Annotated in this window: 16 protein-coding genes; 8 read left to right on the top strand and 8 right to left on the bottom strand. The window is 50.2% G+C overall.

Annotated elements, in window-relative coordinates; translation table 11 throughout:
- From rsxE to gstA, 4 genes are all read left to right on the top strand, one after another.
- Entirely contained in the window at positions 1-696 is a 696-nt protein-coding gene (gene rsxE, locus AABJ99_RS11630; protein ID WP_001289652.1) for an electron transport complex subunit RsxE, read from the top strand.
- Complete coding sequence (nth, locus tag AABJ99_RS11625) at positions 696-1,331, top strand: endonuclease III (protein ID WP_001030334.1); 636 nt, start codon at positions 696-698, stop codon at positions 1,329-1,331. The genes rsxE and nth overlap by 1 nt, the downstream gene beginning before the upstream one ends.
- A gap of 610 nt (positions 1,332-1,941) precedes the next feature.
- Positions 1,942-3,444, top strand: a complete 1,503-nt coding sequence (gene dtpA, locus AABJ99_RS11620) for a dipeptide/tripeptide permease DtpA (protein WP_000100942.1) — start codon at positions 1,942-1,944, stop codon at positions 3,442-3,444.
- Positions 3,445-3,549: 105 nt separating this feature from the next.
- Positions 3,550-4,155, top strand: coding sequence for a glutathione transferase GstA (gstA, locus tag AABJ99_RS11615; RefSeq protein WP_000765742.1), 606 nt, complete (start codon positions 3,550-3,552; stop codon positions 4,153-4,155).
- Between the two features lie 43 nt (positions 4,156-4,198).
- Here the strand turns inward: gstA and pdxY are convergent, their stop codons facing one another.
- The 5 genes from pdxY to anmK form a co-directional block, all read right to left on the bottom strand.
- On the bottom strand, positions 4,199-5,059 hold the full coding sequence (gene pdxY / locus AABJ99_RS11610) for a pyridoxal kinase PdxY (RefSeq protein WP_032303122.1): 861 nt from the start codon (positions 5,057-5,059) through the stop codon (positions 4,199-4,201).
- Positions 5,060-5,120: 61 nt separating this feature from the next.
- Positions 5,121-6,395 (bottom strand): tyrosine--tRNA ligase, encoded by a 1,275-nt coding sequence (tyrS, locus tag AABJ99_RS11605; RefSeq protein WP_039021265.1) that lies wholly within the window; start codon positions 6,393-6,395, stop codon positions 5,121-5,123.
- A 128-nt stretch (positions 6,396-6,523) separates the two neighbouring features.
- Positions 6,524-7,180 (bottom strand): pyridoxamine 5'-phosphate oxidase, encoded by a 657-nt coding sequence (pdxH, locus tag AABJ99_RS11600; RefSeq protein ID WP_001282302.1) that lies wholly within the window; start codon positions 7,178-7,180, stop codon positions 6,524-6,526.
- A 58-nt stretch (positions 7,181-7,238) separates the two neighbouring features.
- Positions 7,239-7,568 (bottom strand): C-type lysozyme inhibitor, encoded by a 330-nt coding sequence (mliC, locus tag AABJ99_RS11595; RefSeq protein WP_000061974.1) that lies wholly within the window; start codon positions 7,566-7,568, stop codon positions 7,239-7,241.
- Between the two features lie 97 nt (positions 7,569-7,665).
- Positions 7,666-8,775, bottom strand: coding sequence for an anhydro-N-acetylmuramic acid kinase (gene anmK, locus AABJ99_RS11590; protein WP_039021264.1), 1,110 nt, complete (start codon positions 8,773-8,775; stop codon positions 7,666-7,668).
- Positions 8,776-9,048: 273 nt separating this feature from the next.
- Here anmK and slyB point away from each other — a divergent pair, with 273 nt between their 5' ends.
- A complete protein-coding gene (gene slyB, locus AABJ99_RS11585) occupies positions 9,049-9,516 on the top strand; it encodes an outer membrane lipoprotein SlyB (RefSeq protein ID WP_000597196.1) in 468 nt (155 codons plus the stop codon).
- A gap of 46 nt (positions 9,517-9,562) precedes the next feature.
- Here the strand turns inward: slyB and slyA are convergent, their stop codons facing one another.
- The gene (gene slyA / locus AABJ99_RS11580; protein ID WP_000445640.1) at positions 9,563-9,997 is read right to left on the bottom strand and encodes a transcriptional regulator SlyA; all 435 of its coding nucleotides are present in this window, start codon (positions 9,995-9,997) and stop codon (positions 9,563-9,565) included.
- A 200-nt stretch (positions 9,998-10,197) separates the two neighbouring features.
- Between slyA and ydhI the strand changes: the two genes are divergently transcribed.
- The 3 genes from ydhI to ydhK are packed head-to-tail and all read left to right on the top strand — an operon-like array spanning position 10,198 to position 13,306.
- Entirely contained in the window at positions 10,198-10,434 is a 237-nt protein-coding gene (gene ydhI / locus AABJ99_RS11575) for a DUF1656 domain-containing protein (RefSeq protein ID WP_039021263.1), read from the top strand.
- Positions 10,435-10,436: 2 nt separating this feature from the next.
- Entirely contained in the window at positions 10,437-11,294 is an 858-nt protein-coding gene (gene ydhJ, locus AABJ99_RS11570; protein ID WP_001300356.1) for an efflux RND transporter periplasmic adaptor subunit, read from the top strand.
- On the top strand, positions 11,294-13,306 hold the full coding sequence (ydhK, locus tag AABJ99_RS11565) for an FUSC family protein (protein WP_039021262.1): 2,013 nt from the start codon (positions 11,294-11,296) through the stop codon (positions 13,304-13,306). The genes ydhJ and ydhK overlap by 1 nt, the downstream gene beginning before the upstream one ends.
- On the opposite strand, the gene sodC is transcribed toward ydhK, so the two are convergent.
- On the bottom strand, positions 13,307-13,828 hold the full coding sequence (gene sodC, locus AABJ99_RS11560) for a superoxide dismutase [Cu-Zn] SodC (protein WP_001353183.1): 522 nt from the start codon (positions 13,826-13,828) through the stop codon (positions 13,307-13,309).
- An 80-nt stretch (positions 13,829-13,908) separates the two neighbouring features.
- Positions 13,909-14,805, bottom strand: coding sequence for an aldo/keto reductase (ydhF, locus tag AABJ99_RS11555; RefSeq protein WP_000250667.1), 897 nt, complete (start codon positions 14,803-14,805; stop codon positions 13,909-13,911).
- Positions 14,806-14,829: the final 24 nt, after the last annotated feature.

Raw genomic sequence — 14,829 nt, 5'->3', positions numbered from 1 at the left:
GTGAGCGAAATTAAAGACGTTATTGTTCAGGGGTTGTGGAAAAACAACTCTGCGCTGGTCCAGTTGCTCGGCCTTTGTCCGCTGCTGGCGGTCACGTCCACTGCCACCAACGCCCTGGGTTTAGGACTTGCGACTACGCTGGTACTGACGCTGACCAACCTGACCATTTCGACGCTGCGTCACTGGACGCCAGCCGAGATCCGCATTCCCATTTACGTGATGATCATCGCCTCGGTGGTCAGCGCTGTACAGATGCTGATCAACGCCTACGCCTTTGGCCTGTATCAATCGTTAGGGATTTTTATTCCGCTGATTGTCACTAACTGTATTGTTGTGGGGCGCGCTGAAGCCTTCGCTGCTAAAAAAGGTCCGGCACTTTCGGCACTGGACGGCTTTTCAATTGGTATGGGCGCAACCTGCGCCATGTTCGTGCTGGGTTCACTACGCGAAATTATCGGCAATGGCACATTGTTTGACGGTGCAGATGCGCTGTTAGGTAGCTGGGCAAAAGTATTACGCGTGGAGATATTCCACACCGACTCCCCTTTCCTGCTGGCGATGTTGCCACCAGGTGCATTTATTGGCCTGGGACTGATGCTGGCAGGGAAATACCTGATTGATGAAAGAATGAAAAAGCGCCGTGCTGAAGCAGCTGCCGAACGTGCATTGCCAAACGGTGAAACAGGGAATGTCTGATGAACAAAGCAAAACGCCTGGAAATCCTCACTCGCCTGCGTGAGAACAATCCTCATCCCACCACCGAGCTTAATTTCAGTTCGCCTTTTGAATTGCTGATTGCCGTGCTGCTTTCCGCTCAGGCGACCGATGTCAGTGTTAATAAGGCGACGGCGAAACTCTACCCGGTGGCTAATACGCCTGCAGCGATGCTTGAGCTGGGCGTCGAAGGGGTGAAAAGCTATATTAAAACTATTGGCCTTTATAACAGCAAAGCAGAAAATATCATTAAGACCTGCCGTATCTTACTGGAACAGCATAACGGCGAGGTTCCGGAAGATCGAGCTGCACTTGAAGCCCTGCCTGGTGTAGGTCGTAAAACAGCCAACGTCGTATTAAACACTGCATTCGGCTGGCCGACTATTGCTGTCGACACGCACATTTTCCGCGTTTGTAATCGTACTCAATTTGCGCCGGGGAAAAACGTCGAACAGGTAGAAGAAAAGCTACTTAAAGTGGTTCCGGCAGAGTTTAAAGTCGACTGCCACCATTGGTTGATCCTGCACGGGCGTTATACATGTATTGCCCGCAAGCCTCGCTGTGGCTCTTGTATTATTGAAGATCTTTGTGAATACAAAGAGAAAGTTGACATCTGAAGAAAAGGGGTAACACCGATTACCCCATTGATAACCTTTCTTTATCCTCTTTTAAAACATCTTTTTAACGTCAATGATGCCATTGCTTAGCGTTATCATCAGGTAATCCGTTTGCGGATAACCAAAAATGCAGGTTAATTGTTTTTTTAATAGCGAAATTTTCTATTCATTCGTGATCAAGATCACGATGCTGTGGCAATGTAAAAACATTGCAAGAACTAGGTTAAAATCATTTAAATTTACACACGCAACAAATATTGACCTACAAAACATTACACTGGCTATTTTTCATAAACTGGACTATCTCACTAGGAAAAACGCTAAATAGCAGAACATATCGCCGTTAAGCCATCATCCCCCTCTCAGGGTAGTGAAAAAATCTGCCGTTACGTTTTTTGAAAAATTTAACGCTGGATAACATTTCCCGGAATGGTTGAATTCCCCGCCTCAGTTATATGTAACAGATTATTACAAAGGACTTGTCTGAAAGTGCAAGATAGTGAACATTACCTGCCGTTTCCCCTCCCACTATAACAATTGCGCGTATGTTTTTTAGGCATAACGCGAGAAAGCACCCCCGTTAATATGGGATGTAAAAAAAGAGGTAAAAGTGTCCACTGCAAACCAAAAACCAACTGAAAGCGTCAGTTTGAACGCTTTCAAACAACCGAAGGCGTTCTATCTCATCTTCTCGATTGAGTTATGGGAACGTTTTGGTTATTACGGCCTACAAGGAATTATGGCTGTTTACCTGGTTAAACAACTGGGTATGTCTGAAGCGGATTCAATCACCCTTTTCTCTTCCTTTAGTGCCCTGGTTTATGGTCTGGTCGCTATCGGCGGCTGGTTAGGTGACAAGGTACTGGGTACTAAACGCGTAATTATGCTTGGCGCTATTGTGCTGGCGATTGGTTATGCTCTGGTTGCCTGGTCTGGTCACGACGCCGGTATCGTTTATATGGGTATGGCGGCTATTGCGGTCGGTAACGGCCTGTTTAAAGCTAACCCGTCTTCTCTGCTTTCTACATGCTATGAGAAAAACGACCCGCGTCTGGACGGTGCATTCACCATGTACTACATGTCCGTCAACATCGGCTCTTTCTTCTCTATGATCGCCACCCCGTGGCTGGCCGCGAAATACGGCTGGAGTGTTGCGTTTGCGTTGAGCGTTGTAGGCCTGCTGATCACTATCGTTAACTTCGCCTTCTGCCAACGCTGGGTTAAACAGTACGGTTCCAAACCAGACTTCGAGCCTATCAACTACCGTAACCTGCTGCTGACCATTATTGGTGTTGTGGCACTGATCGCTATCGCCACCTGGCTGCTGCACAATCAGGAAGTTGCGCGTATGGCGCTGGGCGTTGTTGCCTTTGGTATCGTGGTTATCTTCGGTAAAGAAGCCTTCGCGATGAAAGGTGCTGCGCGTCGTAAAATGATCGTTGCCTTCATCCTGATGCTCGAAGCCATTATCTTCTTCGTGCTGTACAGCCAGATGCCAACGTCACTGAACTTCTTTGCGATTCGTAACGTTGAACACACCATTCTGGGCCTGGCCGTAGAACCTGAGCAGTATCAGGCACTGAACCCGTTCTGGATCATCATTGGTAGCCCGATTCTGGCCGCTATCTATAACAAGATGGGCGATACCCTGCCGATGCCAACTAAGTTTGCAATCGGTATGGTGATGTGTTCTGGTGCGTTCCTGATTCTGCCGCTAGGTGCAAAATTCGCGTCTGACGCAGGTATCGTGTCTGTAAGCTGGCTGGTCGCAAGCTATGGCCTGCAGAGTATCGGGGAACTTATGATCTCTGGTCTGGGTCTGGCAATGGTTGCACAACTCGTTCCGCAGCGTCTGATGGGCTTCATTATGGGTAGCTGGTTCCTGACCACTGCCGGTGCAAACCTGATTGGTGGTTATGTTGCGGGTATGATGGCTGTGCCGGATAACGTTACCGATCCACTGATGTCACTGGAAGTCTATGGTCGCGTATTCTTGCAGATTGGTGTCGCTACTGCCGTTATTGCAGTACTGATGCTGCTGACCGCGCCGAAACTGCACCGCATGACGCAGGATGACGCTGCAGACAAAGCGGCGAAAGCTGCTGTAGCGTAAAATTCAGGGAAACTCTTTTACAAGCCGCTAACTTTTCGTTAGCGGCTTTTTTTTTGTTCAGCAACGCACTACCATACTTTAAACCACAGACAAAAGGAGTTACCGATGAAATTGTTCTACAAACCGGGCGCCTGCTCTCTCGCTTCCCATATCACCCTGCGTGAGAGCGGAAAGGATTTTACGCTCGTCAGTGTGGATTTAATGAAAAAACGTCTCGAAAACGGTGACGATTACTTTGCCGTTAACCCTAAGGGACAGGTGCCTGCATTGCTGCTGGACGATGGTACTTTGCTGACGGAAGGCGTAGCAATTATGCAGTATCTTGCCGACAGCGTCCCCGACCGCCAGTTGCTGGCACCGGTAAACAGTATTTCCCGCTATAAAACCATCGAATGGCTGAATTACATCGCCACCGAGCTGCATAAAGGCTTCACACCTCTGTTTCGCCCTGATACACCGGAAGAGTACAAACCAACAGTTCGCGCGCAGCTGGAGAAGAAGCTGCAATATGTGAACGATGCTCTGAAGGATGAGCACTGGATCTGCGGGCAACGATTTACAATTGCTGATGCCTATCTGTTTACGGTTCTGCGCTGGGCATACGCGGTGAAACTGAATCTGGAAGGGTTAGAGCACATTGCGGCATTTATGCAACGTATGGCTGAACGTCCGGAAGTACAAGACGCGCTGTCAGCGGAAGGCTTAAAGTAATAGCCATCGGCCCACAGGTCGTTGTGGGCCGAAATGAGATATTTCAGAGCTTTGTTGCGCTGAAATAATGTTCTGGTTTGGCAATACGATCCTGAGCAGCCACCACTTGCAGCTCATATTCCTGCATTGCTTTGGTGGTCACCATGATTTCGTATACTGCAGCGGTCACATGTTCCAGGGCCTCCTGCAGCGCTGCCCCCTGAAGCAGTTTCACCAGCAGTAAACCGCTCGTCACATCACCGACACCTACCGGTTGGCGCATACCAAAATCCACCAGCGGACGGCTGATATGCCAGGCTTCATCGGCGGTAACCAGCAGCATTTCAAAACGGTCACGGCTGTAGCCAGCCCGCGCCAGGTGTTTAACCAACACAATTTGTGGCCCTTGCGCAATGAGTTCACGCGCTGCCAGAACCGCTTCTTCGACGTTATTTACCGGATGCTCACAGAGTATCTCCAGCTCAACCAGATTCGGCGCAATGATATCGCTGGCAGGCAAACCGTGACGCACATGAAACTCTGCGACACCCGGTGCAACGATACAGCCTTTTTCCGGATGACCCATTACCGGATCGCAAAAATATTTCGCCTGCGGATTCGCTGCTTTCACCTGACGAACGATACCGAGGATATGTTCACCCTGCTCCGCCGAACCCAGATAGCCACTTAATACGGCATCACAGGTGTGTAATTTATCAATGGCGGCAATGCCTTGCACAATTTCGGTTAAATGGCTGGGCGGCATCACGCAGCCAGTCCATTTGCCGTATTGGGTGTGATTAGAAAATTGAACGGTGTTCAACGGCCAGACGTTCGCGCCCAGGCGGCGCATCGGAAACTCTGCCGCACTGTTACCCGCATGACCATAAACAACGTGAGACTGGATAGCGAGAATATTTTTCATCATGTTCCCTGTATAAAAACCAGGGGGAGTGATTTCTCACTCCCCCTTTCCACTTAATGCATTATTTCCAGCAAATCAGACAGTAATTCTTTTTGCCGCGACGCAGTAAGGTAAAACGACCAAACAGACGATCTTCTTCTTTAAAGAAGTATTCAGGATCGGACTGTTTTTCACCGTTAATGGTGATGGCATTGGAGGCGATAGTTTTACGCGCCTGACCACGAGAAGGTTGCAGTTCAGAATCGACCAGCGCCTGCATCAGGTCTGCGCCTTTTTCCATCTCAACCATCGGTACGCCGTCCTGCGCCAGCTGTTCGAAGTCCGCTTCACTCAGCGCACTCAAGGAACCGCTGAACAGGCATTCGGTAATACGTTTTGCCGCCTGCAAACCTTCTTCACCGTGAACCAGACGTGTCACCTGTTCCGCCAGTACATACTGGGCGCGCGGTGCTTTACCACTGTTTTTATCTTCTTCTTCCAGCGCGTTGATCTCTTCAATGCTCATAAAGGTGAAGAACTTCAGGAAGCGGTAAACGTCGGCATCCGCAGTGTTGATCCAGAACTGGTAGAATTTGTACGGGCTGGTTTTCTTCGGATCTAACCAGACTGCGCCGCCTTCAGTTTTACCAAATTTGGTGCCGTCTGCTTTGGTGATCAGCGGAACGGTCAGGCCAAACACCTGATTCTGATGCAGACGACGGGTCAGGTCGATACCAGAAGTAATGTTACCCCACTGGTCAGAACCACCAATTTGCAGCACCACACCGAACTGTTTGTTCAGACAGGCGAAGTCATAACCCTGCAACAGGTTGTAGGAAAACTCAGTGAACGAAATCCCCTGATCTTCACGGTTGAGACGCTGCTTAACCGCTTCTTTGTTGATCATCTGGTTGACGGAGAAGTGTTTGCCAATATCGCGCAGGAAGGTCAACACATTCATATTGCCGAACCAGTCATAGTTGTTCGCCGCGATAGCAGAGTTTTCTCCACAGTCGAAATCGAGGAACGGGGCAACCTGCTTGCGGATTTTGTCCACCCACTCCTGAACAGTTTCTTCAGTGTTCAGCTTACGCTCGGCAGCTTTGAAGCTCGGGTCGCCAATCAGACCCGTCGCGCCGCCTACCAGCGCAACCGGCTTGTGGCCCGCCTGCTGGAAGCGTTTCAGGCATAACAATGGAACAAGATGCCCCAAATGCAAGCTGTCAGCGGTAGGATCGAAGCCGCAATAGAGCGCGATCGGGCCTTGCGCCAGTCGCTCTGCTAACGCTTCCTCGTCCGTCACCTGGGCTACCAGCCCCCGCTCTTGCAATTGTTTAATCAAGTTACTGCTTGCCATCAAAATCTCCATGTATATAACGACTGCACCTTTGCCGGTACACGACTTTTCGCCAGATGCGAAAGAGACATAGAATAAAGTGCCAGAATCAGGAGTACCAGCGATTAAAGCAAGATTTTTGCATCTTTTCAGGGTGCAAGACGATCAATCTTCCACGCATCATTTTCACGCTGGTACAAAAAGCGGTCATGCAGGCGATGCTCACCGCCCTGCCAGAACTCAATCTGTTCAAGGCTGACGCGAAAACCGCCCCAAAAACTCGGCAATGGCACTTCGCCCTGTTGAAACTTCTGCTTCAGCTCCAGGAATTTACTTTCAAGGATACCACGGGCAGAAATGCGACTGGACTGCTTCGAAACCCATGCACCAATCTGGCTATCACGGGGGCGACTATGAAAATATTTCATCACTTCGAGAGTCGAAAGTCGTTCCGCTTTACCGATCACCATCACCTGGCGCTCAAGGGTATGCCACGGGAACAGCAGGCTAACGCGCGGATTATTTTCGATTTGATGTGCTTTACGGCTGCCGAGATTGGTGTAAAACACCATGCCTTTTTCGTCGTAATGTTTGAGTAAAACGATGCGCTGATAAGGCTGACCATGTTCATCCACGGTAGCGACCACCATCGCGGTAGGGTCCGCCAGTTTGGCTTCACACGCCTGAGAGAGCCAGCGTTCAAAAAGGGTTAATGGAGCGGCGGGAAGATCGCGGCGGCGTAATCCGCCTTTGGTGTATTCACGGCGCAGATGCGCGATTTGCTGCAATTCGTCGTTATCAGACATGGTTTTCTTTACGGATTGTCAGTGGGTGACGCTATTGTGCGCCGCCCCTGGAAAAATCTCAACGCTGTGGATTTTGTAACTGACAGTTATTCAAGACGATGCGGTCGCGTTTATAGACAGTCGCTTCCTCCCCTTTCGACCAGAAAACATAGATCCCGTCGGTGTAACGTGCACCAGACGCAGAAATGCCCTGTTTGAGATGCAGTAGTTGATTATCGTAAACAAAACTGACTTCCTGGCGCGGATTATTCAGTTTGACCGTCAACGGTTTTTCATCACACTGGTATTCCAGCGTATCGGTTTGCATGCGCTCAACCAGTTGATTGAACGCGCTACAGCCGGTGAGAAGGACCGGCAAACAGATCAGTAACAGTTTTTTCATAGACATATCCCGAAGACTTTCCTGGTCTGGAGGGCAATACGCCCTCCCTAACGTTCCAAGTGTAACGGCAGACGCGGTAAGAAAAATTCAGTTAACTCTGATATCACGGGTTAGCGGGGAAAATAGCCCCCAGTACCGTCTCCCGGCTTGCGCCAGTGACGGAAGGCAGATTTCCTGGTAATCCCGCCAGCGTCCGCCAGGCAAGCCAGGCGAAAGCCAATGCTTCCATGTCATCGCCACTAATGCCAACGGCATCGGTGGTGGTGACTTCTATGCCTGGCAGTAATGCCGCCAGACGCGCCATGAGTAGCGGATTACGACTTCCTCCACCACATACCATCAATCGTTCGCAGCCACCGCTTAACAAAACTTGTTCAGAAATGGTCACGGCGGTGAGTTCTGCCAGTGTCGCCTGTACATCACGGGGATCAACACCCGGAAAATGGCGCAAATGGCGCTCCAGCCAGCCGTAGTTAAAGTATTCGCGTCCGGTGCTTTTCGGTGCAGGTTGCGAGAAATACGGGTCGCTGAGCATATTTTGCAGCAGAGGGAGAATGACTTTACCCGCCCGTGCCCACTCGGCATCTTTATCGTAAGGTTTACCTGCCTGACGCCAGATCCAGGCATCCATCAGCATGTTACCAGGGCCGGTATCGTAGCCCCCTACCGGCTGCCCAGGAATGAGCAGTGACAGATTGGCAATGCCACCAATATTGAGCACCATTCGTCGCTCGGTTGGGTGAGCCAGCAGCGCATGATGGAACGCAGGTACCAGCGGTGCGCCTTGTCCTCCCAAGGCAATATCGCGACGGCGAAAATCACCGACAACCGTAATTCCGGTGCGTGCCACAATTTGATTGTTATCGCCCATCTGTAAAGTGTGTGGTGCCACGCCCGTCGGTTCATGCCAGACGGTTTGACCGTGACAGCCGATCGCAACGATATCTCTCGCCTGCAGGTTTTGTTCCTTAAGCAAGGCATTGACCGCATCAGCAAAAAGTCGCCCGAGTTGAGTATCAAGCTGTCCAAACTGCGAAAGTGTAAGCTGCTGGCCCTGGCAAATATCCAGTACAGCCTGTTTCAGAGACACCGGGATCGGCCAGCTCAAACTTGCCAGCTGTGCGACCCGGTGTTCATCAATTGTCGCCAACACAACATCAACACCATCAAGGCTGGTGCCTGACATAACGCCAATAAAGCGGCCCGATTTCATAGTTCATCCTTTTTCAATCTGACGTTTGCGCACCACTCAAACATAAACTTTTCGTGAATACCATGCGGAATGACCGATTTTTACCGTTGGTAGTAAAACATTATCTTCAAATCAATAATCATCATGAATGTTTTGTTTATAATTGGTTGATCCTACTTTCATTATGATTTGCTCATATTTGGTAGAACATGTAACCATGGATTCACATATGCCATATACTTTGACCATGAGGGATGCTTGCGTGGCGTTTCATGGTGAACAGGAGATTTTTCAATGATTAAACGCGTATTGGTTGTTTCAATGGTAGGTCTGTCTCTTGTCGGTTGTGTTAATAACGACACCCTGTCAGGGGATGTTTATACCGCTTCTGAAGCGAAACAAGTACAGAATGTCAGCTATGGCACCATCGTTAACGTACGTCCGGTACAGATTCAGGGCGGTGATGATTCCAACGTTATCGGCGCAATTGGCGGTGCTGTTCTTGGTGGTTTCCTGGGGAATACTGTTGGTGGCGGAACCGGGCGTTCTCTGGCTACTGCAGCAGGCGCTGTTGCAGGTGGCGTAGCCGGTCAGGGCGTACAGAGTGCAATGAACAAAACGCAGGGTGTCGAGCTGGAAATTCGTAAAGACGATGGTAATACCATCATGGTGGTACAGAAACAAGGCAACACTCGTTTCTCTCCGGGCCAACGTGTCGTACTGGCCAGCAATGGCAGTCAGGTGACCGTTTCCCCGCGCTAAATAAGTTTGCGTGTGGTCAGGTTACTGACCACACGCCCCCTTTATTTCACCCTTTGGCCTGTAACTCAATGATATTATGCTCAAGTTTTGCGATGAGCTTAATCAGTTGTTCCAGTTCCTCTGCGGAGATGCCATGTAAAATTTCCGCGCGGGTTTTGTTAATAACAGCTTCCATTTCGCTGATCAGCGGCTCTGCCTTTTCCGTCAGTTTAATACGTTTAGCCCGACGATCGCTGGCACAAGTTTGACGCGAAATTAACCCTTTTTCTTCCAGTTGGTCCAGAGTACGGACCAGTGATGGCTGCTCGATGCCAATCGCTTTTGCCAGTTGAATTTGCGACTGGTCTGGAGGTAACTGATGGATATTGTGTAACGTAACCCAATGGGTTTGTGTTAACTCCAGCGGTTTCAGGCGATGGTCTATCAGAGCACGCCATATGCGCACCAACCGTGCCAGATCAGAACCTAGTGGCGATTCCAATTTCATCTCCTTATAATTAGCTTGCTAAGATATTATGCGGCTTTTAGAATAGTGTGCAGCAATTGTATTGCTAAAACAAATGTATTGCTGCATTTGGTTACCGTCAGACATATTTTTCAGAAATTGCGCGTAAATTTTTCGCACTTAAAGAATATTTATTAATCTAACGCAATATATTCGGTCGTAAAGGAATCTACTTTGTGAAGTTTATGCTCAATGCAACAGGATTGCCCTTACAAGATCTGGTGTTCGGTGCGTCCGTCTACTTTCCTCCGTTTTTCAAAGCCTTCGCGTTTGGATTCGTCATCTGGCTTGTCGTACACCGCCTGCTTCGTGGCTGGATCTACGCCGGTGACATCTGGCATCCCTTGTTAATGGATTTATCGCTGTTTGCGATTTGCGTTTGCCTTTCCCTGGCAATAATGATTGCGTGGTAACTATGTCAATTAAAACAATTAAGTATTTCTCAACAATCATTGTAGCGGTAGTTGCGGTTCTTGCCGGATGGTGGCTGTGGAATTATTACATGCAATCTCCGTGGACACGCGACGGGAAAATACGCGCAGAACAGGTTTCTATCACCCCACAGGTGTCGGGACGTATTGTTGAGCTGAATATAAAAGACAACCAGCTGGTTAACGCGGGGGATCTTCTGCTCACGATCGATAAAACGCCCTTTCAGATCGCCGAGCTGAACGCACAGGCTCAGCTGGCGAAAGCGCAATCTGACCTCGCAAAAGCCAATAACGAAGCGAATCGTCGTCGTCATCTCTCACAAAATTTTATTTCTGCCGAAGAACTCGATACCGCTAACCTCAATGTTAAAGCGATGCAGGCCAGTGTTGATGCCGCACAGGCGACGTTGAAACAGGCACAATGGCAACTGGCGCAAACGGAAATTCGCGCCCCGGTGAGCGGATGGGTGACTAATCTTACTACCCGCATCGGCGATTACGCTGACACCGGGAAACCGCTGTTTGCTCTTGTCGATAGCCACTCGTTTTACGTCATTGGTTATTTTGAAGAAACCAAGTTGCGCCATATCCGCGAAGGTGCACCAGCACAAATTACCCTCTATAGTGATAACAAAACGTTACAGGGTCACGTTTCCAGTATCGGTCGGGCGATTTATGATCAGAGCGTTGAAAGTGACTCAAGCCTTATTCCGGATGTGAAACCTAACGTCCCCTGGGTTCGCCTCGCCCAACGTGTTCCGGTCCGCTTTGCGCTGGATAAAGTCCCAGGCGATGTCACGCTGGTGTCGGGCACCACCTGTAGCATTGCCGTAGGTCAATAATGAGTGCATCGTCATGGTCCTTGCGCAATTTGCCCTGGTTCAGGGCCACGCTGGCGCAATGGCGTTATGCGTTACGCAATACCATTGCCATGTGTCTGGCGCTGACAGTTGCCTATTATTTAAATCTCGATGAGCCCTATTGGGCGATGACCTCGGCAGCGGTGGTTAGCTTCCCCACCGTTGGCGGTGTGATCAGCAAAAGCCTCGGACGCATCGCGGGTAGTTTGCTGGGAGCCATCGCGGCATTGCTTCTTGCCGGACATACGCTCAACGAGCCGTGGTTTTTTCTATTGAGTATGTCAGCATGGATTGGCTTTTGTACCTGGGCCTGTGCGCACTTCACGAATAACGTCGCGTATGCATTTCAACTGGCGGGTTACACGGCTGCCATCATCGCCTTTCCGATGGTCAATATTACTGAGGCCAGCCAGCTGTGGGATATTGCTCAGGCGCGCGTTTGCGAGGTGATAGTCGGTATTTTGTGCGGTGGCATGATGATGATGATCCTGCCGAGCAGTTCCGATGCTACGGCCCTTTTAACCGCATTGAAAAACATGCATGCCCGATTACTGGAACATGCCAGTTTGCTCTGGCAACCTGAAACAACCGATGCCATTCGTACAGCGCATGAAGGGGTGATTGGGCAGATACTGACCATGAATTTGCTACGAATCCAGGCTTTCTGGAGTCACTATCGTTTTCGCCAGCAAAACGCGCGCCTTAATGCGCTGCTCCACCAGCAATTACGTATGACCAGCGTCATTTCCAGCCTGCGACGTATGTTGCTCAACTGGCCCTCACCGCCAGGTGCCACACGAGAAATTCTCGAACAGTTGCTGACGGCGCTCGCCAGTTCGCAAACAGATGTTTACACCGTCGCACGTATTATTGCCCCGCTACGCCCGACCAACGTCGCCGACTACCGGCACGTCGCCTTCTGGCAGCGACTACGCTATTTTTGCCATCTTTATCTGCAAAGCAGTCAGGAATTACATCGTCTGCAAAGCGGCGTAGATGATCATGCCAGACTCCCACGGACATCCGGCCTGGCACGTCATACCGATAACGCCGAAGCTATGTGGAGCGGACTACGAACATTTTGTACATTGATGATAATTGGCGCATGGAGTATCGCTTCACAATGGGATGCCGGTGCCAATGCATTAACACTGGCCGCAATTAGCTGCGTACTCTACTCCGCCGTCACGGCACCGTTTAAGTCCTTGTCACTGCTAATGCGCACGCTAGTGTTACTTTCGCTATTTAGCTTTGTGGTCAAATTTGGCCTGATGGTTCAGATTAGCGATCTGTGGCAATTTTTACTGTTTCTCTTCCCACTACTGGCGACAATGCAGCTTCTTAAATTGCAGATGCCCAAATTTGCCGCGCTTTGGGGACAACTGATTGTATTTATGGGGTCGTTTATCGCTGTCACTAATCCTCCGGTGTATGATTTCGCTGATTTTCTTAATGATAATCTGGCAAAAATTGTTGGCGTAGCGCTGGCGTGGCTAGCGTTCGCCATTCTGCGACCTGGGTCTGACGCTCGTAAAAGCCGTCGTCATATTCGCGCACTGCGCCGGGATTTTGTCGACCAACTAAGCCGCCATCCAACACTGAGTGAAAGCGATTTTGAATCACTCACTTATCATCACGTCAGTCAGTTAAGTAACAGCCAGGATGCGCTGGCTCGCCGTTGGTTATTACGCTGGGGGGTGGTGTTGTTGAACTGTTCTCATGTTGTCTGGCAATTGCGCGAATGGGAATCGCGTTCCGATCCGTTATCGCGAGTACGGGATAACTGTATTTCATTGTTACGTGGAGTGATGAGTGAGCGTGGCGTTCAGCAAAAATCACTGGCGGCCACACTTGCAGAATTACAGCGGATTTGCGACAGCCTTGCCCGTCATCATCAACCTGCCGCCCAGGAGCTGGCGGCAATTGTCTGGCGGCTGTACTGCTCGCTTTCGCAACTTGAGCAAGCACCGCCGCAAGGTACGCTGGCCTCTTAGTTACTTAATTACACCGCAGGCATAGCGTTCACCGCCACCGCCCAGCGGTTTAGGTTGATCGGACATATTATCGCCACCAACGTGGATCATCAGCGCTTTATCTTTGACTTGATCCAGTGATTTCAGACGAGGCGCGATGACGGCATCGGTAGCTTTCCCGTCATTATTGACAACCAGCGCAGGCAGATCGCCTAAATGCCCGGCACCTTCTGGCCCTTCATGTTTACCGGTATTTTGTGGATCAAGATGCCCGCCTGCGGATTCCGCCGCTGTGGCTTTGCCATCTTTGGTAGCTGGCTGGCAGCTTCCTTTGGCATGAATATGGAAGCCATGTTCACCGGGGGGTAATGCTTTCAGATCGGGCGAAAACTCCAGACCTTTATCGGTTTCAGTAATGGTGACGCTACCAATTGACTGCCCAACCCCTTGCGACGTGACGAGGTTCATCTCGACTTTTTCACTGGCAGCTTGCGCGCCGGTAGCAACAACCAGCGCCAGAATAGCCAGACTAAAACGTTTCATAGGACCTCCGTTCATTGTGCATTCCTGAATAAGTGTAAACCAGTGACACATTTTTGAACGGCGGCTATTCCTAAAAGTGCTTACGGTACGTCGTAACCCAGTGCCGCTTTACGGATACGGAACCATTGTTGGCGAGTCATTTTCAGGGTTTCTGCTTCAACAGCTGCTCGCACGCGCTCAATTTTACCGGAGCCGATTATCGGCAGCGGCTGCGACGGTAAACGTAATACCCAGGCGTAAACCACCTGTTCAATAGAGCCCGCGTTTAACTCCTCCGCCACCACAGCCAGTTCATCACGCAGAGGCTGGAAATAATCATCATTAAACAGACGACCACCACCAAGGCAGGACCACGCCATCGGACGAACACGCAGTTGTTGCAGTTGGTCGAGCGTGCCATCCAGCAGTAACGGCTGATGCACCGGGGATATTTCCACCTGATTAGTGGCAAGGGTAAACGGCAGGCGTGATTGCAACAGCGCAAATTGCGCAGGCGTAAAGTTCGATACGCCAAAATGGCGAACTTTGCCGCTCTGATGCAGATGTTTAAAGGCGTCCGCCACTTCATCGGCATCCATTAACGGGTCTGGTCGGTGGATTAACAGTAGATCCAGATAATCGGTCGCAAGATTAATTAGCGACTGTTCGGCGCTCTTAATGATGTGATCGCGGTCAGTAATGTAATGACCAATGACGTTTTCTTCACGCGCGGTCGTCGCGATACCGCATTTGCTGACAATTTCCATCCGTTCACGCAGATGAGGTGCCAGTTTCAGCGCCTCGCCAAACGCTGCTTCGCACTGATAGCCGCCATAAATATCAGCGTGGTCCACGGTAGTTACGCCGAGATCCAGATGCTCTTCAATAAAGCTGACCAGCTGACGGGCGGACATATTCCAGTCCATCAATCGCCAGTAGCCCATCACAAAACGGGAAAACTCCGGGCCTTGCGGCGCAATAGTAATACGCTGAACCATAATCGCTTCCTCTTATCAGATATG

Origin of the sequence: Escherichia coli (assembly GCF_036503815.1) — a bacterium.
Classification (GTDB): domain Bacteria; phylum Pseudomonadota; class Gammaproteobacteria; order Enterobacterales; family Enterobacteriaceae; genus Escherichia; species Escherichia coli_F.
Note: the sequence above shows the minus strand (reverse complement) of the source record. Positions and strands in the feature narration are given on the sequence as shown.